At 37.6% G+C, this 26,757-nt stretch carries 12 protein-coding genes; 3 read left to right on the forward strand and 9 right to left on the reverse strand.

Translation table 11 applies throughout. The features are described from left to right. The first annotated feature begins 1 nt into the window (after window position 1). The gene (locus tag CLV51_RS14545) at window positions 2-2,101 is read left to right on the forward strand and encodes a beta-N-acetylhexosaminidase (RefSeq protein WP_106528737.1); all 2,100 of its coding nucleotides are present in this window, start codon (window positions 2-4) and stop codon (window positions 2,099-2,101) included. 76 nt (window positions 2,102-2,177) lie between these two features. Here the strand turns inward: CLV51_RS14545 and CLV51_RS14550 are convergent, their stop codons facing one another. From CLV51_RS14550 to CLV51_RS14570, 5 genes are all read right to left on the reverse strand, one after another. Then, on the reverse strand, window positions 2,178-3,185 hold the full coding sequence (locus tag CLV51_RS14550) for a helix-turn-helix domain-containing protein (protein WP_106528738.1): 1,008 nt from the start codon (window positions 3,183-3,185) through the stop codon (window positions 2,178-2,180). A gap of 122 nt (window positions 3,186-3,307) precedes the next feature. Further along, window positions 3,308-4,312 carry a helix-turn-helix domain-containing protein gene (locus CLV51_RS14555; RefSeq protein ID WP_158267024.1) on the reverse strand — a complete coding sequence of 335 codons (1,005 nt, stop codon included), beginning with the start codon at window positions 4,310-4,312 and terminating at the stop codon, window positions 3,308-3,310. 323 nt (window positions 4,313-4,635) lie between these two features. Continuing rightward, window positions 4,636-7,365 (reverse strand): glycoside hydrolase family 2 protein, encoded by a 2,730-nt coding sequence (locus tag CLV51_RS14560; RefSeq protein ID WP_245898725.1) that lies wholly within the window; start codon window positions 7,363-7,365, stop codon window positions 4,636-4,638. A 642-nt stretch (window positions 7,366-8,007) separates the two neighbouring features. After that, on the reverse strand, window positions 8,008-9,534 hold the full coding sequence (locus CLV51_RS14565; protein WP_106528740.1) for a RagB/SusD family nutrient uptake outer membrane protein: 1,527 nt from the start codon (window positions 9,532-9,534) through the stop codon (window positions 8,008-8,010). Window positions 9,535-9,595: 61 nt separating this feature from the next. After that, window positions 9,596-12,949 (reverse strand): SusC/RagA family TonB-linked outer membrane protein, encoded by a 3,354-nt coding sequence (locus CLV51_RS14570; RefSeq protein WP_106528741.1) that lies wholly within the window; start codon window positions 12,947-12,949, stop codon window positions 9,596-9,598. Between the two features lie 1,133 nt (window positions 12,950-14,082). Between CLV51_RS14570 and CLV51_RS14575 the strand changes: the two genes are divergently transcribed. Next, window positions 14,083-16,872 (forward strand): alpha/beta hydrolase family protein, encoded by a 2,790-nt coding sequence (locus tag CLV51_RS14575; protein WP_106528742.1) that lies wholly within the window; start codon window positions 14,083-14,085, stop codon window positions 16,870-16,872. Between the two features lie 120 nt (window positions 16,873-16,992). Here the strand turns inward: CLV51_RS14575 and CLV51_RS14580 are convergent, their stop codons facing one another. The 4 genes from CLV51_RS14580 to CLV51_RS14595 all read right to left on the reverse strand — a co-directional run bounded on the left by CLV51_RS14580 (window position 16,993) and on the right by CLV51_RS14595 (window position 22,460). Continuing rightward, window positions 16,993-17,238: a hypothetical protein gene (locus CLV51_RS14580; protein WP_106528743.1), complete on the reverse strand. Its 246-nt coding sequence runs from the start codon at window positions 17,236-17,238 to the stop codon at window positions 16,993-16,995. A gap of 932 nt (window positions 17,239-18,170) precedes the next feature. Continuing rightward, window positions 18,171-18,404 carry a hypothetical protein gene (locus CLV51_RS14585; protein WP_106528744.1) on the reverse strand — a complete coding sequence of 78 codons (234 nt, stop codon included), beginning with the start codon at window positions 18,402-18,404 and terminating at the stop codon, window positions 18,171-18,173. A gap of 142 nt (window positions 18,405-18,546) precedes the next feature. Then, window positions 18,547-19,107: a TlpA family protein disulfide reductase gene (locus CLV51_RS14590; protein ID WP_106528745.1), complete on the reverse strand. Its 561-nt coding sequence runs from the start codon at window positions 19,105-19,107 to the stop codon at window positions 18,547-18,549. A gap of 53 nt (window positions 19,108-19,160) precedes the next feature. Further along, window positions 19,161-22,460 (reverse strand): NAD(P)/FAD-dependent oxidoreductase, encoded by a 3,300-nt coding sequence (locus tag CLV51_RS14595; RefSeq protein ID WP_106528746.1) that lies wholly within the window; start codon window positions 22,458-22,460, stop codon window positions 19,161-19,163. 1,120 nt (window positions 22,461-23,580) lie between these two features. On the opposite strand from CLV51_RS14595, the gene CLV51_RS14600 reads away from it, so the two are divergent. Next, window positions 23,581-26,262: a TonB-dependent receptor gene (locus tag CLV51_RS14600; protein WP_106528747.1), complete on the forward strand. Its 2,682-nt coding sequence runs from the start codon at window positions 23,581-23,583 to the stop codon at window positions 26,260-26,262. Window positions 26,263-26,757: the final 495 nt, after the last annotated feature.

The raw sequence follows: 26,757 nt of genomic DNA on the forward strand, positions 1-26,757 counted from the left end.
AATGAAAAAAAGTATTCTTCTCTTTAGTTGCCTGCTATTGCTGTTGGCAGCAGTACGGGCGCAGCAAACCACCGATGAATGGCGCGGCCCCCAATCACTTGAAACCCTGCATGCCGCCAGGGCAGCACTGATTCCATTTCCACAGGAGGTGCATTGGAACCAGGATAACTGGCCGCTTCCAACACAGTTGACGATAAGTTTTTATCCGGATGAATCAGACACGCTAAAAAATGCTGTTCTTTCCTTACAGGAAATATTAGCTGGCTATGATGTTCGTATTACGTTGAGCCATTTACGTGAGCAAAGCTCTTTTCCCGTAGGTGGTATATTGTTGCGCATTGATAAAAACATTACACCGGTAGCGGAAGGTTATCAGTTAAGCGTAACGCCCAACGGTATTACTATCATCGCAAAAGATGCCGCCGGGGCTTTTTATGCCGTACAAACCTTCAAACAATTATTGCAGCAAAAAGAGAAAGGGTGGGAGCTGCCGCAATGCAGCATCCGCGACTGGCCCGCCTTTGGCCTGCGTGGTTTTATGCATGACAACGGACGTAATTTCCAGTCGGTCAGTGCGCTGAAACTACAGCTGGACCAGCTGTCGGCGTATAAATTTAACACCTTTCACTGGCACCTGACAGATAATCCTGCCTGGCGTCCGCAAAGTAAACTTTTCCCGCAACTGAATGATCCGGCCAATAGAAAGGCAGGTCGCGATCCGGACAGTACTTATAGTTTTGCAGAGATCCTCGATCTTATTCAATATGCAAAAGCGCACTGTATACAGGTGATTCCCGAATTAGATATGCCGGGGCATAGTGCGTACTTTCAAAAGACGTTTGGCTTTAAAATGGGCACAGAAGAAGGTATCACCGTATTGGAAAAACTGATAGATGAATTTTGTGCTGTCATTCCCGCAGCAGATTGCCCCATTCTGCACATCGGATCTGATGAAGTGCATATTCCGCATCCGGATGAATTTATGAAACGGATTGCCGCGCGGGTGAGGGCCAATAGGAGAACCCTCATGGTCTGGAATCCCGGACTGAAAGGAGATACCCACACCATTGAACAACGCTGGATAGATGGGGCGAACAATATAAATGCAGCTGCGCAAACAACACCATTTGTAGATTCTTACGTAGGCTACCTTAATTCAGGAGATGTATTATCAAATATGCAACGTTATTTTTTCCAGCAACCATGCAACCGGGTACAGGGAGATTCCGTTGCTTTAGGCGGTATTCTTTGCTGCTGGCCGGATGTACGGGTAGATGATAAGAAAAAGATATTACTGTACAATGGCGTATGGCCCTGCGCCATCACCTATAGTGAAGCATTGTGGTGCGGCAGACCTGGCACCGCAAAAAATTATATGGAAGTAATGCCTCCCGCTAATACAACACCAGGACAGTACTTTCAGGAGTTCGAAAAGCGACTCGCGTGGTATCGTGATCATTTTTTTGCCCGTCAACCATTTCCTTTTGTAGCCTTCAGCAACATTACCTGGCAAATGACCGGGCCTTATAAACCCGGCGACGCTGCTTTTGCGCGGGAAAAAGGACCCGGCCCGGCGGCAATCTGGCAACGGGTAACTGGCGGCGTATTACTATTTGAATCACTGTTAAACAAGCAGGACCCGGAAAAAGATACTTTGTTTACCGTATATGTGCGTACGTTTATTTATAGTAACAAACCGCAGCAAATGCATGCCTGGGTTGGGTTTGAAATGCCTGCGCGCTCTAACCGGCAATTCGGTGGTATTCCAGCACAAGGTCAATGGGATGCCAACGGCGGAAACATCTGGATTAACAATCAACCCGTACCGGCGCCTCAATGGCTGCAACCTGGTGCCAACAGGTACCTGCAAGCTACTTGGGAAACACCGGCCAGTGAGATCCCTTACACCGATGAGGAATTTTACTGGACACGCACTCCTGCAGCTATTCCATTAAAAAAAGGATGGAATACCATTTTGATGCGGGTGCCGCATAGTTATAAGTACCAAAACCACATGTGCGCATTTGTGCCTGTAAAAGCAGATAAAACGGGGAGATGGGTAGAGGATAATGCAGTGAAGCGTGTAGGAGAAAAGCGTTGATTATCTTGCTTTAAATTAAACAGGCCTCAAAAATACTTTTGAGGCCTGTTCGTTAATGAGTTGGTAAGTGAATGTTTTATTGTGCATGACGGATGCTGGCTGGTGTGCAGCCGTAATATGCTTCAAAGGCTTTCTTCAGGGCATGCCAGTTATCAAATCCTGTTTCGGTGGCAATGGCACCCAGCCGCTCTTTTGTTGTTGTAATCAAACGATATGCTGTCATCATTTTTTGTTGATGAGCAAAGGCTTCAGGAGTGATAAAGAATAGCTGTTCAAAACCTGTATTCAGCTCTGTAATCTGCAGCTCATACAGGTATGCCAGTCGCTGTATATTAAATACTTCCTGTACATTCTCCACGAGGTGATCAAAGATCTCTTTTAAGGTTTCTTTTGTAGCCGGACTCATTTTATTAGTTACGCCAGATAACCTATCCTGGCAGGCAAAGTTAATATAGAGATCTGCGCAACATCTGCGTAAGAAAAATTTTGCCTGGTCCTCAATAAACCTGCAATTGATAATTGCTGTAATGAGTTCCTTGCAGGCAGCGCTGATCTTGTAAGGGCTTTTATTAAGCGGACCGCTTACCATACCAATTTCAAATGTCGATAGGTGTTGCAGTGCCGGATATTGTTTTATTAGGTCGGGTAGTGCAGCAGGTAAAATATTGATATGGAAGCTACAGATCTGATTTCCTGCTTTCACCGGTGCTGTATGGAATGCCGCGTGCAGATTGAATAAGTTGACTTCTTTTTCTCCCAATAGAAATTCTCCTCTGTTGAAAATATCTGCGACAATGCCGTCTGCTACCATAAAGTGTAACGCCAGAATTTGATGAGGTGTTTTGGGCGCCAGGATAATGTCGTTGAGTGCGAATATATCGTGACACCAAATAGAAAAGCCAGGTAATTTAATGTTCTGGCTGAGTGTATCGCAATCTTCATCCTGTCTGAAATAAACTTTGGCATAAGGAAATGCCATTGAAAGAAATTCTGCCGGCAAGGTTTCAATAGAAGTGAAGTTGTTGTCATCTCTTTCAATCCAGAGTATTTTTTCCTGATTTGTAGTTGGTTGTTTAGGTTGCATGTTTGTTAATTTAGCTGGTTGACGATTAGCAAACAATGGTGGTACTTTCAGGGAGAGAAATATTTTATCATTACATTCACTTAATTAGACACATCCTGGAATAAGAAAGTACTATAGGCATTTTACTGTGCATTGCGAACGCTGATAGGAGTGTAGCCGTAGTATGCTTCAAACGCTTTCCGCAGCGCATTCCAGCTCTTAAATCCTGTTTCTTCTGCAATAAAGCTCAACTGTTGTTTAGTCTTTACGACCAGACTATATGCTGCCATCATTTTTTGCTGATGTGCGAAAGCTTTTGGAGAGATAAAGAACATTTGTTCAAATGCTTCCTTTAACTCCGTTACTGGCACTTCATAGAGGGATGCCAGCCGGTTTATATTAAATACTTCCTTTATATTTTCTTTCAGGTGATCAAACACGGCTTTCAAAGTTATTCTCATGGCCGGACTTACTTTATTAATGATACCTGATAACTTATCCTGGCGGGCAAAGTTGATATAAAGATCTATGCAACACCTGTGCAGGTAGTATTTGGCCTGCTCTTCAATTAATCTGCATTTATAAATAGCTGTGATGAGCTCCTGGCAGGCAGCGCTGATCTTATAAGGTTTTTTATTAAGCGGTCCGCTTGTGGTGTCTATTTCCATTGATGCCAGGTGCTGCAGCTCCGGATACTTATTTATAAGTTTTGGTAGAGAAGCCGGTAAAATATTGACGTGAAAACTAAATATAACATTTCCTGCTTCCATTTGTGCTGTGTGAAAGCGTGCGTGCAGGTTAAACAGGTTCACTTCTTTTTCATTTAGCAGAAAAAGTCCCCTGTGGGAAATATCTGCCACAACACCATCTGCTTCCATGAAGTGTAGTGCCAGTATCTGATAAGGGGTTTGTGGAGCCAGGATGATATTCTCGTGCGCATATATTTCGTGGCTCCATATAGAAAAATCCGGTAGTTTAATGTTCTGGCTAAGTGTATCACAATCTGCGTCCTGGTTGAAATAAACACCTGCATAAGGAAGTATCAGCGGGATAAATTCTGAAGGCACGGTTTCAATAGGAGTGTAGTCACTATCCTCTCTCTCGATCCAGAGTATTTTCATAGGATTCTGCTCAGGTGGATTTTTCATTTGCATTAATTTAAGGTTTGTAATGATGTAAGATATCAGTACCGCAGCAATGAAATGAGTTGTATCTTTTGCTACACTTAGGTTATTGCTTATAATATAAACACATATGACAGTTACAACGTACTACGCCATGAGAAAATTTTTTATAAAATGATAATGTTTTGACGATTACCTGGCGATTTTTAGAAATTAAGTCACCAACAAGACTATCAGCGACGACTTTTGTAATAAGATGTTAACCTTCATCTTATCTTTTTTGAAGAATCCTATTTTTATATGTAAAGCTGAGCATAAAGTATGAATACGTACTTATTGCTTCTTTATCAGTTTTTATTTTCTGGCCAGGTGGGGATGCCTTTTTTCATTTTTTCTAAGGCGTCGACAAATTCTTTTTCATCAGGGGAATCCCTTTTAAGATACAGGGCCTTTTCTTCCCATTGGATTGCTTCATTTGATTTCTTTAGCTTATAGAGTAGGTTAGCATAGGTGTCATATGCCTCCGGAGATTGATCAAATGTTTCAATGTTGTATTTCATCACATTTGCTGCAAATTCAAGCACTTTGGGATTATCTGCGTGTTCAAATAAGGTCCATGATGCATTATTGATGTGGTATTCGCTATGCTTAAGTGCTTTTTCAAAATAAAGTACATAATATTTTGCAAAATTATTCCAATCCTTTGTAACTATCCAATAGTAAAGCATACGCTTCCCCAAAATAAATTCTTCTCCTAGGCTACCATATTTATTGATTACCCTTTGTTGGATAGCATCCCAATCAGGATGGGCATTATCCCCACTTATATAAGGTGATATTTCTTCAGTATTTATGATTTGTTTTACTTCCCCTTCAGCTTGATTTTCCCCAAGTATAGTATTCACTTTTTCTGATTGCGTTCTGAACAGTTCAAAGCCCTTGTCTTTAGAGGTACGGGTAATTTGCCGAATGAAAGTTAAATTTTCTTTTGAATATGGTTCTTTCAATATATTAATGTAATCATTTCCAAATTGTGTTGCTCTTGGCTGGTCCTTTTTTCTTAAAGAGATTAACGTCAGTCTTCTTAAGAAGGCTGAATCTCGCTTTCCTTTTTCATATTGGTTCAGAAACGCTTCATATTTGCTATCGTTATCGTTAATGTCAATATTTTCAGCAATGACAAATTGGGGATCCAGTGCAAAAGCTTTTGTTTGATTTACAAGCGCTTTATTAATATCCCGGATCTCATTTATTGGTATCTTAATTATTGCACGATCATAAGTAAGCAACCCGTTTTCTTCTCCCTCTACGTCAAAAGGTTGAGTATAAATAGAAGCGCTTAAGCCTTCTGCTTCCAGTTGTTTAAGGTGTTTGGTCATCATTTCATATTTCCCTTTTAATTCTGCAGGCGTTACCTGGATATAACCCCATCCCTGCAGATCATTCCACTCATGACTGGGTACAGGTACACCAACACCACCAAATTCACCGAGTGCCCTTGCTTTACCTGGTTGTGCAGGTGCATTCATTGGATTAGGATAAGCATGTACATCCGTCATATTACTACTGATCCAGGGAGAATCAGATGGGTCACGTAATTCATTATTCACATATAATAATTCACCTGTATGGCCATTTACAATCCTGCTGGAATCGTAATTTTCTACCCACTCGGTCAACCTTTTTTGATCATAGGCCCCCCATCTTTCATTAAAAAGAACCCAAGTGACAATGCTTGGATGGTTGTGTAATTGATCCATTGTTTCCTGCATCTCCTTTTCAAAAATTTGTCTGGACCCTTCCGGAAGGGAATGAGGAGGATTTACAAAATCCTGCCATACCAGCATACCCATTTTGTCAGCATGGTAATACCATCTTTCCGGTTCAATCTTGATATGTTTCCGAATAGTGTTGAACCCCATTGATTTAATTGCTTTGATATCAAAAGCTAATGCTTCATCTGTAGGTGCAGTGTACAACCCTTCAGGCCAGAAGCCTTGGTCAAGGGTTCCAAGATTATAGGTGTATTTGTTGTTTAAGAAGATACGATCTATTCCTTTTTCATCTTTTTGAATATTGATTTTGCGCATCCCGAAATAACTCTCTACCTGGTCTACTGTTTTTGTTCCCCGTACTAGTTTTATAGAAAGATCGTATAAGAATGGATCGTCTGGTGACCAGAGATGTGCATTAGGTATTGTCATTGAGAATATCTCAGAAGCGGCTTCCTTATAGGCTTGCTGAACGGAGCTAAGTAGCAACTTTTTGATACTAACTATCTTTCCACTTGCTTTTGCTGTTACTTCTATCTTTAAGTCATTCGCTTCATTAGCAGTGTTCACATTTATATTCAATAAGCCTTTGTCTATATCGGGTGTGGTTTTAATGTTTATAATATGTGTAGTTGGTACTTTCTCTATCCATACCGTTTGCCAGATACCACTGGAGGGAGTATAGTAAATATTGGCAGGATTGAGTACTTGTTTACCGTGCGGGTTGGGCCCTTGGTCGGTAGGATCATACACTTTTACAAGCAGTTCATTGTTGCCGGGTTGTAAATAATCAGTGATGTCAAATGAAAAATTTTGATATCCACCAGAATGCTGCCCTACCTCTTTTTTATTCACAAAAAGGGTCGCTTGCCAGTCTACTGCGCCAAAGTGTAGAAGTAACCTTTCGCCTTTAGCAAGAATAGGATTCTGAATGTTTCGCTTGTACCATAGACGCTGGTCTGGTGTCAGTGATTTCTGTACACCAGATAATGCGGACTCAATTGGGTAAGGAACCAATATTGTTCCTTCATAATTAGTAGGAATAGAATTTTTTGAATCTGTGATTACATATTCCCAAAGCCCATTTAGGTTTTGCCAGCTTTTACGTACCATTTGAGGACGTGGATATTCTTTTAATGCATTTGCAGGATTCACATCCTTTGCCCATCGGGATTGCATATGGATAGGCTGCATGCTATAGTTGTCAGCTCTCAGATCTTTCGATAATGAGATATGATTATCCTGTGCATAACAGTTAGTTGTTATTAGTGCCAATAGTGTCAGAATGTTATTTTTTTTTGTCATTATGTAAAATTTAGACTCAATTCATTTTTCATTTGAAGAAGTAGGTATGTTTTCTAAGTACCCGATTATTTTACTTTAGAATGTATGGATCATTATGTGCAATTTTATTAATTTGTTCTTTTGGATTTAATGACCATCTTTTTTTAGCAGCACTAACTAATGAGAATATAAAATCCGGGTGATTTTAGCTTCTATTATATTTTTTGGGTAAGAAAAAGTACTGTTCATTAACATCTGGTGCTTTGACAACCTTGTCTACAAAGAGAATAGTATCAGTGAAACCAACAATGACTTCATAGATTAATTCGCTATTGGGTATCTACTTGATCCTTCTTTTATAGAATTTAATCTGATATATGCTTGCAGAGCCCACACCAAGTGGCATAACATCCGTAAAATGTATTTATTGTCTGTTTTTTACCAGTAATTGCTGCCCTGTATTATTTTCTTCAAGTCGCATACCTTGCTTAATACGGCTTTTCTTGATAGAAATCTACCAGATTGTATGAGTCTGCCCGAGACTTAATCCGTAAGTCATAAGTACTATTGCTTGCACATTCATTAAAATAGAAATGGGAATTAATTAATATGGTAATTATCTTTTACGTGTTTTTGCCTTTCTCTTTGATTGAGTAGGGTATTTTAATACCCCGGATTTTGCACTAGATTAGGATCACTCAATAAGTCTGATAATATAAAAGGATACCATTGCCAATTGCTATTCCATATACCACCTTTCTGCGGAGTAACTTTACTCATAACTGTATCAACGATATTTGATCTTTTTAGGTCCAGCCACCGATGCCCCCATTCTGTAAATAGTTCGACCTGCCGTTCATGGAGAATAGTTGTTAGTAGTCCAGGTTTTGTACTTTCTGTTGTATTAAGCAGACCAGCCCTGTTACGGATTACATTTAAATCACTAGCAGCTCCTGTAATATTTCCTTGCTGGGCTCTTGCTTCTGCCCGTATGAGATACTGTTCAGCTAATCGTAATACCACAGTATATTCTGTAACAGGAGCATTGGGAGCAATAACTTTATACTTATACGGATAATAATAAGTGATCGTCGTTAAACTATCTTTATTTACTACTACACTATCAACCCAATTGATTTTTCGTTGGTCACCTGGTTCAAAACTAGTTACAACATTATTACTCAAATAAACAGGATACTGATATTCAGTAGTTGGACCAGTGCTTGGAAGTACAAAAAGTTTCGCATCTTGGGTATTAGAAATTAACCCAGGATTTGAAACAGGTTGCAATTGCCAAATGGTTTCTGTACTAGTGTTTAAAAATACATTGTTAAGTGTATTTAGATTGTATAGGGACGAGTTATTGATGATTTTAGTAGCCTGTATTTCTGCATTTGCCCAGTCTTCAGTATATAAATATACTCTCGCTAATAAGGCAGTCGAGGCCCATTTGTTAGGCCTTAGTCTATCATTAGCTGACGTTAGTGCGTCTGCAGCTACATAGCCGTCAGTTAAAAGCTCTTGAGCCTCTTTTAAATCCACAATTATCTGTTGGTAAACTTTAGCTTTGATAGTTCGGGGAAGTAACGCATTTACAGTATAATCAGTGCCGGTTGCTAACGGGACATCACCATATAAATTAACTAAGTAAAAGTAACAAAAGGCTCTCATAAACTTAGCTTCGCCAAGAAGGTGTTGCTTTACAGCTGGTGTTAAACCAGTGGATTGGGTCAAACCTTCTATTGCCGAATTGGTTATAAAAATAGTAAGATAGGTAGAATTGGAAAAATCAGTACCTCCTGCAATAGATTTGTTTAATGAGTTCAAATAATATTCGATGTATTCGGCTTGCCTATTCGATGACCCTCCATAAAGTGTCAATTCATCTGCTGATAATGCTGGGAATAGTGACAAACTGGCTAATCCATCACCGCGCAAGCTCAAACTTGTCTTGGCATATATACCAGTCAAAACAGCAGCTGCAGTGGCATCTGAATTATAAACATTCGCTGCATTGGTACTAGTAACTGGAGCATTTATTTCCAATAATTTTTTGCACCCAAAGATGTTAAGTAAGAAGATCAACATCATTAATTTATAATACGAAGTTAGATGAGTAAAATAGGGAAAAGTAGCATTGCATATCTTTGGGCTTAGTTTCAAAAAGTAGGTCTTGTATTTTGATTGCATAATATTTGATCTTTATTTGTTTGATCTCCTGATTGTTGCTTCTCCGAGTCATTATTTACTATTATAATGAGGCTTGGATACCCATTGTTAATACTCGTAAAGGAGGTAGGATAAATTGATTTTGTGTTTCCGGATCGAGCCCGATATACCTGGTGATGGTAAGTAAATTTTGTCCTTGTATATATATCCTACAATTTTGTAAATGAATCTTTGTTTTCCATACTTCCGGCAATTGCCAGGATAACGATAAGTTTTTAAGTCTGATATAAGAAGCGTCTGACCAAGCGGCATCACTTAAGGATGCATTCACCCACGGCACAAATAATCTATAATCAGAATTTGGTTTCTGAATGGAGGTCTTGTCGCCGGGCTTTTGCCAACGATCTAATATATTGGTGGGTTGATTATTATATATGTTGCCGGGTATACTTCCGAATAAATAATTTTGGCCTATTTGTTTTACAAATTGGAACAAAATATCCAACTCCAGTCCTTTATACCGAAAACTGTTTTGGAAGCCTCCGTAGAAAGCCGGGGCTGTTTTAATGGACACAGGTTGATCTGTGTAATCAGGTTGGGGAGTCGGATTCCCTTTACTGTCTGCAAATTGGTATATACCTGTAACAGGATCAACCCCCAACAGATGGTAGGCCTTAGTTATTGTGATCGGTTCTCCAATGATAAGTTTTTGAGCATATGCTGAATTGGCTATATTGGGGAAGTCTATCAGTTTATTTTGTGGAATGGTCAGATTGACACTATTTGACCAATTGAAGTTGCGGGTATTAATATTCTTACTGGATAGAGAAAATTCCCATCCTGAATTTTGTACCGTGGCTGGAAAATTCCTTTCGATACTTCCAAAGCCTGCAAAAATAGGTAGTTGATAGCTTAATAATTGGTTGGAACTACGATTACGATTATAATTTAACGTAACTGAAATTTTGTCATTTAGAAATCCTGCATCTAGTCCCAATTGCAACTTTTTTGTTTCTTCCCAAGCGAGGTAAGGATTTGCTATATTAACTGGTTGAAGCCCTGAAGCACCTTGATATGGTACGCTTACACCATCAACCGGGTTATATAAATTCAGGAATTGATATTCACCTATCTGATCATTACCGGTGGTTCCAAAACTGCCTCTGATCTTTCCAAAGCTGAGGAAGGGCAGCGTTTTTTGAATGAATTTTTCCGTGGAAAATATCCAGCCAACGCCAATTGATCCAAAATTGTGAAACTGATTTTTTGCTCCAAAACGGCTGCTTCCATCTCTGCGACCTGTAAAATTAATTATATATTTATCCTCCCAGGCGTAATTTATCCTCCCAAATGCTGCATTGTACTTATATGTAGATAAAATCGTTGATTGAACCATTACTGCAGTTGCAGATTTTAAATCTTCCAGAACTGCATCACTGTTATATCCCGTACCTAATAGTTGCAGCTGGCTACTATTGCTTTGCTGGATGCTAGCTCCCGCCAAAACATCTAATTTCCCTTTGCTGATCGAATGCCTATAAGTGGCTTGTGGTTCAATAATCCATGTGTTGATGTTATTGTTGCCATAATAGGCGCTTCTCGGGTTAAATGGAGCACGGCGCTCCGGAGGAACAGATAAGGATGAGGTAGTATTAGTTTCATTTATTTGTTGATTGGTATATCCAAAACTGCTTTTAATGTCTAATCCAGGCAAAATCTGGTAGCTTAAAAGAGCATTGCTAATTAAGTTATTAGTCTTGCTTTTAAATTTATTATATAAATTGGAAAGTGGATTGATAAAAAAAGATGAATTGCCGTCAGGTTGGAGAGGTCCCCAATTGAGACTACCATCTTTATTATAAAGTGCTGGTGCATCTGGAGGGAGAGTCATAGCAGCAAGAGTTAAATCAGTATTTGGTCGCAATGTATTATCGATTAAATAATTTCCTGATAACTGTATGCGAAATTTTTTGTCGGGGGAGCTACTGTTGATATTAAAATGTAAGGAATTTTTCTGATCTGAGAAATCACCGGGGAATACTGTTGTTTCTTTATGATACCCGGCACCAATTAAGTATTGAGTATTAGTATTTCCGCCTGAAACAGTTGCTTGAATATTCGTATACTGAGCTGTTCCACCTATCAGTTTTTTTTGCCAATCAGTATATCGTGTGGTATCCCAAACACCATTAATATCATAATCGGTAGGAGTCATTGAGATACTATCATTTTGCAATGCTTCATGACGTATCTGAAGATATTGTTGGGTGTTCAGTAAATCAAGCTTCCGTGTTACTTTTCCCAATCCTGATTGCATATTTATGTCTACTTGTGTTTTGCCAGCAACCCCTTTTTTAGTAGTGATCAGTATAGCACCATTGGCCGCTCGCGAACCATAAATAGCCGTAGCATCTGCATCTTTTAAGATATCTATACTTGCAATATCCGATGGATTGATAAAATTAAAAGGGCTACCACCATTAGAACTAATTGCTATGTTTCCAAGACTACTATTAATACTAGGTAGTAGTTGAGATGTATAGGGCACACCATCAATCACATAAAGTGGATCATTACCATTACCAATACTGTTTTTCCCTTGAATAAGTACATTGACCCCGGTCCCTGGTAAACCTGTTGCCTGAGTAATAAATATGCCTGGTATACGACCTTGCATGGCTAATAAGGGGTTATTCACTGGTTGTTTTTCTATGTCTGCAGCTTTTATGGTGCTTATATTTCCTGTACTCATTCGCTTTGTTGTTGTGCCATAAGCAATAACCACAGTTTCATCGAGGCTATTTACATAAGTATTTAATTGGGCAAAGATACTTTTGCTTTTTACAGGTATTTCCATTGTTGAAAAGCCAACAGAGCTAACAACTACTATTTCACCCTTATTTACATTGGGTAAGAGAAATTTTCCATCAGTATCAGTTGTTGTACCATGTTTTGTCCCTCTTACCATCACAGTAGCACCAGGTAATGAATTGCCAGATACATCAGTCACTTTGCCAGTGAGGGGAAATGTGGAGGGGACAGTATCACTTATGTTTTTTCCCTGAAACGGTTTTTTTTTAGAATTATCATCTTTAAAAATAATGATAGCCTCATCACCAAATGCAAATGCCAGGTCTTTTTTATCGCTTAATAGAAAGGTCATTGCATCATTAATGTCTGTTTCAATAAAATTAACTGTGACCCTTTTTTTTTCATTTATTTTAGTCTCCCTGATACTATATGTGACGGTAAGACCAGTTTGTTTGCGAATGGTTTTAAACACATCACCTAGGAGAATATTAGTTGCTGATAATGTAATTTTATGGATTTGCCGACAAGAGTTTGCCTGGACCTGGAGAAAATAGCCGGAAAAGAATAACAATAGAATCAAAGTAAGAGACTTAAAGTTTAAGATTCTCAGGAATACCTTTGCCATAAATAACTATTTTAAGAATATTGAAGTAGGTAATCTTAGCAATACATTTTTGCTAGGCATCATAAGCAAAAAATATTCATGATGACCCTATAATAATACACTTCCCGAAATGATAAGGTACTATGCCGATAGCATTTATTTAATAATTATATAAAATAGCCATAACTGAAGCGGCTATACGATTGATTTTATTCCAATCAATATACTCAGTATGCACAAAGTGAGAGCGAACCCAAGTATTCTCGTACCTGCCCAAGTACCTTGTTTTGTAATAGTTTACGATTCTCTCCTTATTTCTTGTAAAAATATTGGATTAACAGTATATTAACATAGTTATTGACCTTAGTTTAGTGTTTGATATTCGATTTATCCTTTTAAACAAACCTTTTAGGATTTGAATGGTTACTAGTAAAGCTCATGCTGAATGTTAAATCCTGATCAGTAAAGCTGCAAGAATTTTCCGTTATTACTTTAGGTCTAGTAACATCCTATAGTACTTTTGATTCTTCAGATGTGTATTATTATAGCATAAAAGAATTAAGTCTTCAGAAGGTTATCAAATTATGTCAGGGAGCTCCAATTCCATGATTCACATCTGAATAATGTTATGTTATTATGGTGAGAAATGAGTGTGTTGAAAATGCGTTTAATCTTTATATAATAATGCTATAAGTGAGTATAAAAAGATAAAGAATAATTAAGTGTTAAAGACACTTCATGTTATATACATTTTTTAATTATTGTTAGGCTTTCAAGATATATTTCTTCAGAAATATATCTTTAGCTGGAGCAATTCATCTATAAGAATTCAGCGTTGAAAAGAGAATAGGTCATATGTACTTATAGTTTCCTAAAGAATAATTGATCACTATAAAGATGGATGTAAATTCAGATGTTGTATTCCGATCAATTGCTTGGATGCCGTCATAGGAAATACTATTTTAATCGTATTGTATTTTACAGTTCTTTTTTCTTCCTAATAGGAATTATTATAAATACAATTTTCTGTAATTTCTTTGAGATTGCAGCATGATTTATTAATTTCCTTATCCAAGAATAGGAGAATAAATGTAATATTCCTGCAGGTATTTAATAGGAATAATCAAATCTATTATATAAAATTTCATTAAAGAATGAAAAAATTATTCGTGCTTCTTTTCTTTACATTTTTCGTCTCTCTCTGCCTTTCACAGAATTTATCCAAGGTAGGTAACAAATTATCCCCGAATATTGATAAACCACCACTTAATTTCAATGTAAATGACAAATGGCCATCAGTTGAAGGAACAGCATCAATCAGCAATGATGGAAACTATGTTGCCTATACTATTGAGAATCAACCCGTCGGTGGCCATACATTGGTATTACAAGCTACAAAAGGAAGATGGGAAATAGAAATTCAAGGGGGAAGGGATGTTATATTTACAGAGGATAGCCATCTTGCTATTTTATCTAATTCGACTGATAGCGTTTGCATCATTGCCTTAGGCGGCTCTTCCATGAAATATATCCCTCATGTAGCTTCTTTCAAACTTTATAGTAAGGATGGGGGAAGTTGGCTGGCTTGTCAATTAAGTACGCCAGTGAATGAGTTGGTGGTTTGGAATCTTAAAACTGCCCAAGAAAGACGTTATTTAGCTGTCAATGATTATTTGTTTAGCACTATTGGAAAGGTATTAGTGTTACAAACTTCATCAAAAAATGATAGTTCCATTAATCAGTCATTGAGCTGGGTAAACCTTGATAATGGAAGTATCTTTAGGTTCTGGCAGGGAACTGGGGCGTGTAACGTTGTCTTGGATGCGAAGGGTACTCAAACAGCTTTTGCGGTAGAAAATAAAATAGATGGTCAGATAGAAAAATCATTTTGGTACTATAAAGTTGGAACTGCTCAGGCAGTTAGTTTAGCAACTAACCAGGCGCAAGGTATAGATAAAGGACTAGCATTAGGTAGTATCCAACACTTTAGTAAAGATGGTGAGCGCCTGTTTTTTACATTAGAAGAAAAGGAGCGTCCAAAACTAGAAACTAATGATGCGCAAGTAGATGTTTGGAGTTATATTGATACCAAACTGCAATCACAGCAACTGAATGAATTGGGCCCTAATAGTTATACCGGCGTTATCCAAATTCATGATCATCATATCATTCGGCTGGAAAACGAGAATGAAAGAATTTTGTTATCCGATTATGATAATGTATCAGACACTCTGACAATGATCTTTCATCAGGAAAGTGATGGTAGGAGCGGAGAGGAGAAATGGAACCCTGCTTGTAAGCTCACAAGATATCTTATATCTACCAAAAATGGAGAAAGAAAGATAATAAATTGGTTGGATGATAGTGCAGTAGTAGAAATGTCGCCAGAAGGGAAGTTCATGATTTACTATGACAATAAGCAAAAGAGTTACTTCACTTATGAAACAGGCTCAGGTATCATACATAATCTTACGCATGGTATTGCAGTTAATTGGGAAAAAGAATATGGTAAGAGCATTGAAGGTTGGATGAAGAATGATAAGGGAGTAATTATTTATGATCATAATGATGTATGGAAATTGGATCCAACAGGTTTAACTCCTCCTCTTAATCTTACCAATGGTTATGGGCGAAAGCATAATATTGTATTTTCTTTGGCATTAAATAATGATTCTCATAATTTACTTGCAATGAATGAGCAACTTATCTTTACCGCTTTTAACCAGAATACTAAAGAAAATGGGTTTTATGGTAAAGCATTGGGTAAAAGAGGAAATCCGGATTCATTAGCTATGGGCCCCTTCGTTTATAATATAATAGGTAATCCCTTTTTCCCTAATGGGGCGAATTTTTCTCCAATTAAGGCAATAAATGCACAAAAGTACATTGTAAGGCGAATGAGTGCCAATGAATCGCCAAATTATTTTAGCACAACAGATTTTAAATCCTTTGACCAGTTAAGTGACTTACATCCCGAAAAAGAGTATAATTGGTACTCAACAGAATTGTGCACATGGAAGTCATTGGATAACAGTACTTTACAGGGGATTCTTTATAAGCCCGAAAACTTTGATCCCCAAAAAAAATACCCGGTAATTTTTCATTACTATGAACTAAAATCTGACGAGCTAAATGTTTATCTAAAGCCAGAAGCCTTAACAAATTATTGCACAATTAACATCCCTTCATATGTTAGTAATGGTTACCTGGTATTTTGCCCAGATATCCGTTATACCATAGGTGATCCTATGCAAGGCACTTACAATTCAGTCGTATCTGCTGCTGAATACATTTCCAAATTACCTTATGTTGATTCAAGCAGAATGGGCATACAGGGTTGTAGTTGGGGTGGAATTCAAACAAATTATCTGGTTACGCATACAAATTTGTTTGCAGCAGCATGTTCAGCATCAGGTATCTCTGATTGGATCAGTGGCTATGGAAGTTTAAGTGATTTCAGTAGCAGTTTTCAAGGGTTATATGAATCCGGTCAGTATCGCATGGGGGCATCCCTTTGGGCAAAGCCTGATTCGTACATAAAAAACTCTGCGGTTTTATGGGCTGATAATGTGACAACTCCTTTTTTAATGATGCATACTAAGAACGATAAGGTATGTCCTTTTACCAATGCCGTGGAGTTTTTTACAGCGCTGCGTCATTTGGGTAAGATATCCTGGATGCTGGTATATAATGGTAATCATGGAATTCTCGGTAAAGACGGAGATGATTTTAGTATTCGTATGACCCAGTTTTTTGATCATTATTTAAAAGATAAACCGGCACCTAAATGGATGACTAAGGGCATACCAGCTAAAATGAAAGGGATTGATAATGGATTGGAAGTTGATGATAGTATCAGGACACCTGGTCCTGGTTTGTTTAAGAAGCTACCAAAAGTTAAATCCTGTGAAGAACGTAAAACCGGGAAAAGTGAAATCCGGTAAATGAAATTTCTAGAATTAAATTTACCCAAGAGGTATTCCATTGGATTACCTCTTTGGGTATAATTTCTTCTAAAACATCAGAAGGCATATTACTTTGCAGCTATAAGCCATTTATGGCAACTAAAAGGATGTTTTTACGGTTAAAACAGAACAAGAACCTGAAGTAGAGAATATGCTGAGCCTTGTAGTAAAAGCACTAGGATCACTGGCAATAGTAGTGGTAAGGAGTGTCTTTATGGGAACGGTGCAACGAAAGCTGTTATCATTCTTATAATATGGAAACATCTGTCTGGTTTTAAAAGCGATTGCTCCACCAATAGTTGCCAGTAAAATGGTAACTGTCAATATGATTTTTGCTTTTTTCATAATAAGATGCTTTTTATGTTTAAAAGCTAAACTTAAAGTGATGAAATTTACTTGTCTTATTATATCTTCACTGTAGAGTCGTTAATGATTAGTCATCTATAAATTGTTCCGAAGAAGTGAGTACTTTTCATATTCTGAATAGGGCAATGCTGTTTGTATAAAAAGCAGGTGTGCAATATTGGGTATTGTAGAAAAAGTTTGTAGTCTTAGTGTCAACCTCTTTCATGATAATTACTGAATTGTTTGTACGCATACTTGGGAGCAACGTGTTTGACTTGGAGCTGTGTTGAGTCGTGTAAGAAATACATTTGGATACGAACATGCTCTGGTAGTGAGTTGAAGGTAAGTTGGGACAGTACATTGTTGACTTGAGTCTTCCATATAGTAACGTATTGGTGCTTTTATTCTAAAAGCCAATGTCCCACCAACAACTGCTAGGATAATAATAGCTGTCAGCATTATTTTTGCCTTTTTCATTGATTTTTGTTTTTAGAATAAAAAAATAAGGTAATGAAATTTATATACTAATCAACGGTGAAAAATGAGTATTGACACCTTACTAAATGTTCAGCAAGAGCATTTATTGAAATTACAGAATAAGGTTCCTGCTGCAGCTTATGCCTTTCGAATATAAGAATCATAGCAATCATTATATCTGAAAATTATCCAGCTTTATTGTGTTATTTTAAAATTTGGCTAATAGAAGATTTTATTCCCTATACAAGTTGTTTGCTAAACCCTTGCATAGCAGTTCAATCACCCCAATAATGATAATAATACAAAATGGGTTGTATAAAAAAGATGCCAAAGAAAGACAGAGGCAAAGGGCCAACCTATGATTAGGTTAGCCCTTCTAAACGACATTTTTGGAGTGCCAGATAAACAGTACGAAATCGATGTTGCTCGCTCTGACTTAAAGTCGTTTATGGTAATTATTGTACAGTTGTTACTGTTATTAATGGGCAACGCAAAGTAGTTGATGCTGTACTAAGCCTTGTTTGAAAACCAGTTGTAGAAGGAACAACTGCCTGAAAGGTCAGAACTGTACACTGATTTTGGATACCTTCCTTAAAGTATTTAATTGGATTTGCTGCTCTGTAAGCCAATGCTCCACCAACAACTGCTAAAACAGCCATAGCTGTTAACGCGATTTTTGCTTTTTTCATAATGATAGATGCTTTTTAGAATCAAAAAGCTAAACTTTGTTTTTATAATTTTGCCTACTCTTTTATAATGGTTTTCGGCTTCTCCATATTTCCTGGCTAATTCTGCTTGCAAGTCAAAATCAGCCTATGCTGCGCAACAAGTTTATTCTTCAGCAATTACTTTGATTTGTTTGCTATCTATATTTCCTAGAAACGCTTCGTTGAACAACCTATCTTTTCCATATATAGCTATATATGGTACACTTTGGGTTTTAAAATAGTCTCCAAAGAAATTCTTATAATCAATACCTGTGGTTATATTCAGGTATTTTTTTAACTGGTACTGTTCGTAAAATATTTTCATTTCTGAGAAAGGGAATGGTGTCAAAACATAGAATTGTATATCTTTCAGTTGATTGATTTCCTTGATGATTTCTTTCATCTGAGCTTGGCAATACGGACACTCAGGACTGAAGTAAAAAAATACAACCGGTTTCCCAACAGGGATCTCATTTGTATTAAAGTAAGTACTACTATCAGGAAGTAACATATCGAACGATGGTAACAATTTCCCTTTCATCTTCGTTTTTTCTGGCCTTCTAAAAGCAGAAGCAGCAATTTGTTTTTTTAAAATTGTATAGTCCATTAACTTACTTAGCCCCATGTATAAAAGCAATCCAGCAATTGACCAGGCAACTAGGTGTAAATTTTTTTTCTGTTTCATAATGGATACTATTTGTTGTTAGATTCCACATGTTTCTTTTTAAATACCAGGTTTCAAGCCGTTACACCTTTAGCCTCTGTTACCAAGCTTTCGGCTTTCAGTTTATTAGTATCAATCTCGAAACCATTTGCAGCTTTAATAAGGTATTCAACCAACAAAAAGGTAAATGAAAGAGAAACGAGTATTGGGAATAGTTGAAATCTAAGTGCAATAGGAGAAGCAAATACACTGAATCCAAAATTAACTAACCACAAACTTGCAACCAGTAATAGTGCCAGCTTAAGCCTGGAATATTGTTTATAACCTTGTAATAGAATAAAACTAAAAGCACTAAATAGGAATACCACATTCATTATACCAACCAATATGGGATAAAAGTCCAGTACACGAACTCTAAAATCTTTAAAATGACTTTTTATTTTATTAGTTTTATAGTTAAACCAAACCTGCGCTATTTGCTGAACAGTATCTACTCCTGTACTGTATTGTTCCAGAAATTCTACGGGAGGAGCATAATACTTTAATGCATTGGGTAATAAATAGTGTTTGGTAAACTCAACCGGATACTCGCGGATTAGATAGGATCCATATTCTGCCATCAATGGAGCCACAGTGGCCCATCTTTTTATCGGCCCCGCAGAAGTATCTTTTTTAAACTGCTCATTCATATATACTTGCAGTGGGGATCTGGGATCCCACATATATACTGTGCTTGCAACTAACGTTTCTTCAGGATGTTTTTGAACATCACGGGTAGTATCAAAATAAGTGCGTACCATTTTGTCTAACTGCTGTAGTTTGGGTGGTGCTTTTTTAACGTGTTGGCTGTCTACATAACGGTAAGCATACATAGCATTATTGGCCATCTGCCAGCCTGTAAAAGGAGTAAACTGTCGTTTGCCACTAAGTTCATAATACTTATTGCTGGTATACTGGACAAATAATACGATTAATACAATGCTTATTCCGATTCCAGCCATTTTGATTAATATTCTTTGTCTGGATAACAGTAAAGATATACCAGCTATAAGAGGGTAGTACAAGGCATTATACCGTACTGTGAAAGCTGCAAATAATACCAGAGCATTCAGCAAAATTAAGAGGTTAGTGGGTCGATATATAATCCAGAGCAATTGTGTAAACCATATCAAACTAAGCGAAAGAAAAAAAGCATCGCTGGATATGTAGTTGGCGAGATATAAAAACACTGGATTAAACAGCATAAACACAAATAACAATATTTTAGTCAGCTTTGCTGGCTTATAGAAGTAAAATATTGTAAATACAAACGCTAATACGCTTGTCTGCAGAAGCAGATACTGAAAAGCAATCAGTGCGGTATCGGATTTTGTAATTACACTGAATAAGCGTAGAAACTTAGAATAACCAACAGGGTAGGTGTTTATATCAAAATTATGATATGCTGTTTCCAGGTAAACATAGGAATCCCCATTGATAAAACTAGCGTAAGGGTATAAGAATTTAAAAACAATAAACTGTACCAGAAGGCCTACGATGCCAATCCATACAAACCATTTATTGGTTGGGTTTTTAAATATGAAATCTTTGAAATCAAGATTCCTGACAGGTTGCTGTTTGGGTGATTCATTTTGCATTGCACTAGCCTCACTAGCTGGATTACCGGCTATTGATTTTTCTGTTCCCTTTTCCTCATGATATTGCTGCTCCGTATTAATCGACCATATATTTGTCTTCTCCGTTATACCTGCACTTATATTATCTACTGACACCATTGCCGTCAGCATAGAATGATCTGAGTTATTGTATTTATGCATGCCATTACGACCAACCAGGAAAAGATTTTTAAATCTATCCGTAAACTGACGTATTACATCAAACCGATCATAAGTGCCAAAATACGCCGGATATGTTTTCTCCATACGCAACACAGTTGCGTCCAACACATTGGCTACGGAAGCCAACCCTATTTTTTCCAGTTCACTTATAGCCAGTTGTTTAATATCTTCATCTGTCATATTCCAGAACTCATCCTGCTTATTACAGAAGAACTCCATACCTACCCAAACAGTCTCCGGGTCTTTCACCATAAATGGGCTCCAGTTATTAAATAACTGTAAACGTCCCACCTTCACATCCTTTTCCTGTATATAGATCCAGGTATCTTTTAATTCCAATGGTTTCCATTCTCCTGTGGTTTTATCCTGGAAAGACATGCGTTTCAGCAGAATACCCACTGTTATGAAATCCCGATACTGCAGTCCGCGCGCAATTTCCTTTACTTCATCGGGTATAGTGCCGTCCATATCTTCAATCAGTTCCTGCACCGGCATCGTGGAAAAGAAATAATCACCTTCCAGTAAACTGGTTTCACCTGTTATATTATTGATGGCAGCTATCGCGGCCACTTCATTATTTTCGTCTGAGGTATAGATGCGTTTCACATCATGATGCATTAATATCTTACCTCCCATTTCTTCTACTTGGCGGGCTACTTCTTCCCATAATTGTCCGGGGCCAAATTTTGGATAAAGAAACTGTTCAATTAAGCTGGTTTCTGTGCCTTTTTGGCCTATATCATTGCTTTTCTTTTTGCGGTTTACAGTAGTCTGTATGGCATGTTGAATAGCTTTACTGATAGAAACTCCTTTGATACGCTGTGCCCCCCACTCTGCAGAGATAGCATTACAGGGAATACCCCATACTTTCTCTGTATAATCTTTAAAGAACAACGCATATAAAGTATGCCCAAAATGGTTGATCATGAAATCTTCCAGGTTCTTTTCCGGTTTGCGCGGAAATAGTTGTGCTTTCAGATAAGAGAACATGATGTTGATCGTTCTGCCTATTCCCAGCTTGGTCAACGTATCCAGTGATAACTGAATGGGATAGGTGAAAAATTTCCGTAGGAAATAGATACGCGATAAGCGCTGACGCACCAACATCACCTTGTCATCTTCCGCTGAAGCACCATTAGATGAAGTATGGAAAGCATTGGGTTTGATTTCGCGCGACTTATTTTGATATGCAATGGTAAAGCTATCATCCCCGGTAGATTGAATGGGCATTATATTCATCCACCAATTCATTACCCTGTCTGATTTGGAAAAGAAGCGATGCCCGCCAATATCTATACGATTCCCTTTATAGTTCACTGTTTTTGAAATGCCACCTATATCTCCTGATTTTTCGAGAATAATTGGTGTAATATCCGTTCGTTTCAATAGTTCATACGCAGCAGTAAGACCGGCAGGTCCTGCTCCAATTATAATCGCCTTTTGTTTGGCGGGTTGTTTGGAATGTACCCCATTGGCTGCATTATCGTTTATTACACTGTCAGGAATTGGATTTACAGGAATGTCGGATTTGTTCATGGCATAACATTTATTGATTTCCTAAGTAACTACCGTTGCTGTGCATACTCACTACTTACCATCCCATAAGGAATAGCTTTCTCTGAAAGAGGAAGTGAGCATTGGATAGTACCAGGTGCTAAAGACCATTATTACTGGCTTAGTATCCTGTACATGGATGAATGTGAATGTTTCTGAAATGAAAATTCGTTAAGGTTTTCGAAATACAATTAAAGAAAATGGATGACTGCTAATCATGTAAATATGAAATGCTCGTTTTAAGAATTAATGGAATTTGAGGGTTTACTTTTATAAGTTTGCCAACTTGTGATGACTCCTGGTGGTGGCATAGTGAGAATTCCAGTGAACTTAAACTAAAGCCTGTCTTTATGGTTAATTGGAAATTAGGTTATTAGTTACTGTTATTATTATTTTCCGTTTGTTATAATTCAAAATTAAACCCATTCACTGCAACGCGCATTCAGCAGAGATTTTTTTCTGTCATTCTTCATTTGTGCGCCATTTATCCTGACTGCCAGTGGAAAAGAAAGAACAAAAATTTTATCATAATGGATCATTTTATGTTCAATCTGCTGCTCATAACGTTCTTTTCACACATATTGTGGGGCAAGATGTTGTTGTGGACCTTGTCCAGAGACCTACCCGAATAGCATTTGGATCAGAACAGGTAGTCGTGCTGTAAAAAGTAAGAATGCTAACTGTACATTTACCGTCAGCCCCATTCCTATAGAATATAACCGGCTGACTTGCTCTATATGCTAAAACGCCACTAAATATAGTCAATACAGCAATTGCCGTTAACAAGAACTTTGCCTTTTTCATGTGCGGGATTGTTGATAACGTGAGGGGATTGCTATTGGGTTAATACTCAGCGATTGGAGCAGCAAATATCCATAGTGTTCAAAATTACTTTGTAGTTGTGCCTGATTGCTATAATGCAATCAAATCTAAAGTTAAAACCTGCCACTGTATTCTGAGCTCAGTGCTTTTTATCAATTATCGGGAATCTTTGGAATCATCCCTGAAGGAAGAACGCCTTATCAATTTTATTAGATAGAAAAATTACTGCTATCCTGTTGCAACTAAAATGCAGAATTTACAGACCCGGTAATCCCTCAATATGAAGAATTTCCTGCTCTTGTTTGTTGCTGTCTTGTGCACCCTGCACGCATCCTCCCAGGCTAACCCCAAAAGCCTGATCAAGGGACGTATACTTGATAAAGAAACCCATGGACCGCTATCAGGTGCTTCTGTTGCACTATTGCATGCTAAAGACTCGTCTAGTGCTGCATTGACCTTCACTGATAAGAATGGAATTTTTGCATTCGACAGTCTTCCGGTCGGGAATTACAAACTGTATGTTACTTATTTGGGATATCAGCCTTTATTAAGCCCTGCACAGATCCGGATAGAGGAGAGGATAACTGATCTGGGCACTATTGTTATGCAAAGAACAGGACTAACCCTGGCCCAGGTAGAAATAGTGGAAACAAAGCCTCCAATGGCGTTGAAGAAGGATACTGTTGAATTTAGTGCCGGCTATTATAAAACCAGGGAAAACGCTGTCATAGAAGATTTGCTGAAAAAACTACCAGGAGTACAGGTAGATAGGGACGGTACTATCAGGGTAAATGGTGAAGTAGTAAAAATGGTGCTGGTAGATGGACGGCCCTTTTTCGGGAATGATCCCAAATTAGCCACTAGGAATTTGTTGGCGGAGATGATAGATAAGGTGCAACTGATAGATAGAAAACCAGAGAAGGAGGGGTATAGTGGTAACAATGATAGTAGAACAGAGAAAGCCATTAATATCACTATCAAAAAAGAAAAAAAGAATACATTTTCCGGCCAAGTGACCGCCGGCTATGGAACAGATGGACGCTTTGCCGGAAATGGTAGTTTGAACCGCTTTCGTGATCATCAACAGCTATCTTTCCTGGGTAGTGGAAATAATACAAATGGTTACCAGGGAGGTAAGGATGTAAGCGATGGCATTGGGGTTACTCGTAACTGGAACGGTGGTGTTAATTATAGTGAAGATATTGGTAAGAAGTTGATCATAAGTGGTAGCTATTTTATAGACAATAATCATATAGAGAACCAGCGTAATAGTGCTCGTCAGAATATGTTGAAGGATTCTACTAATTATTATAATCAGCAATCTCAAACGCAGGATAATAATACTAGTTATAGAATGGATCTACATATAGATTACAAGATTGACTCATTACACACCTTGTCTGTTATTAATAGATTCAATTATGTCAACAGCAGCAGTTTGCAATATAATATGTACAAATCATTAGGAAGTAAATTACAATTGCTAAACGAGGGAACTATTCATAATGTAAATATGGGATCAGTTTTCGACTTCTCCGGTAATATGTCTTTTGAGAAGAAATTCAAAAAGACAGGACGTATGTTAAATATTGCTTTGATATACGGATATGGCAATAATGATAGGAAGAATTATAATATATCCAATAACTTATTTGTTCAACCTAATGCAGAAATTTATAGAGATAGTATAAATCAGCATAATGTCTTTAATGGGAGGAATGGAGTACTTCAATTATTCCTTGCCTATACTGAACCGATTTTTAAAGATCGTTTTCTGGACATTCTTTATGTCCACACCCGCTTTAATACCTCATCAAATAAGCTTGCCTACGACTACACCCCTTCCAAAGGAGTATATGATCACTTGAACGATAGCCTGAGTAATTCTTTTGAGAACATTACTGCATCACATTTTGCGGGGATAAACATTCGCACACAAAAGCAGAAATACGATTATACTTTTGGATTAAATATGTTGGTAAACGATATGGATAATACTAATATCAGTCAGCATAGCTACCTGCAGCAAGGCACTACAAATTTTTATCCTACAGCTTCTTTTAATTATGCCTTTACAAATAGTAAGCGCCTGAGATTTTTTTATTCTGCTGGCATAGAAACCCCCAGTGCTAATCAGTTACAGCCTGTGCCGGATAATAGTAATCCACTATATGTACAACTAGGTAATCCCAATCTAAAACCTGCGCTTACTGATAATTTTGCGTTGGGATATAATGCATTTAATGCACATAGCTTACGCAGTTTTTCTGCTAATATGAACGTAGGATTTACACATAATAGGATCATTAACGCCAATTGGTTCGATTCCCTGGGGCGGCAGGTGAGCCAACCACTGAACATGAATGGGGCTTATAACATTAGCTTCATTATGGTAAATAGTTTTCCCCTTAAGAAACAGCAGACGGCTATTAATGCCAACACTGCGTTTAATCTTATTCATGATGTAAGTTATATCAATGGCATATTAGGTAATACCAGTAATATGTCTATTTCACAGGGTCTCAGCTTTAATTATGTGTATAAGGAGTTATTTGATTTTTCAACTGCCGCCAGTGCTAATTATAACAGGGTACAATATTCTGTACAAAAAGATAACAACACCAACTATTTCAATTATAATTTCTCTTTGGATTGTAATGTAAATCTGCCACTGGGCTTTATTATTGGTGGTAATCTTAATTATATGCTTAATACTGGCCGTGCAGCGGGCTATAATCTTGATGTCTTGATGCTGAATGCTTCTGTCTCCAAAACGATATTCCGACACCGGCAGGGCCTTGTCAAGTTGCAAGGTTTCGATCTGCTGAACCGGAACGTGAGTATTAGCCGGAATATAGGAGTAAGCTATATAGAAGATGTGCAAACGAGGGTGCTACAACGATTTTTCATGGTGAGCTTTTCCTATTTCCTGAAAAAGCGTGATAAAAAGATAGTAGATTAAAGAAATTATTGATTTAAATACTTTCGTTAATCTGTTTTAAGTTTGATGTCTCAACGTTAGGCATTACGGCCTTTTTTGAATGTATCATGATTTAAGAATTTAAAGTGAATGAGTTATTGTGGTGAAGAACTAGTATGCCTGCAGTATCATGTTTTGTCTATGCTCCAAAGTTGATGTATTACTACCATTTAGGATTTGCAGGAAAAGGAGAAAAAATGTGCAGAAAGTGATAATCTTTACAAAGGATGGGATAGGATATATGCCCAATATAAGGATGACACAAGGATAACACAATGTCAACACAACAACAATATAGCAACGACACAACAACTATACAGCAATGCCTTGCCATAAAATAGTTATGCATGAGTCTTATATAATTAAAGTGCCCTGAAGTTGTTATCTGACTGCAGTTGTTTTATTAATTTCCTTATTGTAGCAATATGACAGCAAAGACTATTAAAGATGAACATTACAATTGAATTGAAGCCACTT

The organism is Chitinophaga niastensis (genome assembly GCF_003014755.1).
In the GTDB taxonomy this organism is placed as follows: domain Bacteria; phylum Bacteroidota; class Bacteroidia; order Chitinophagales; family Chitinophagaceae; genus Chitinophaga; species Chitinophaga niastensis.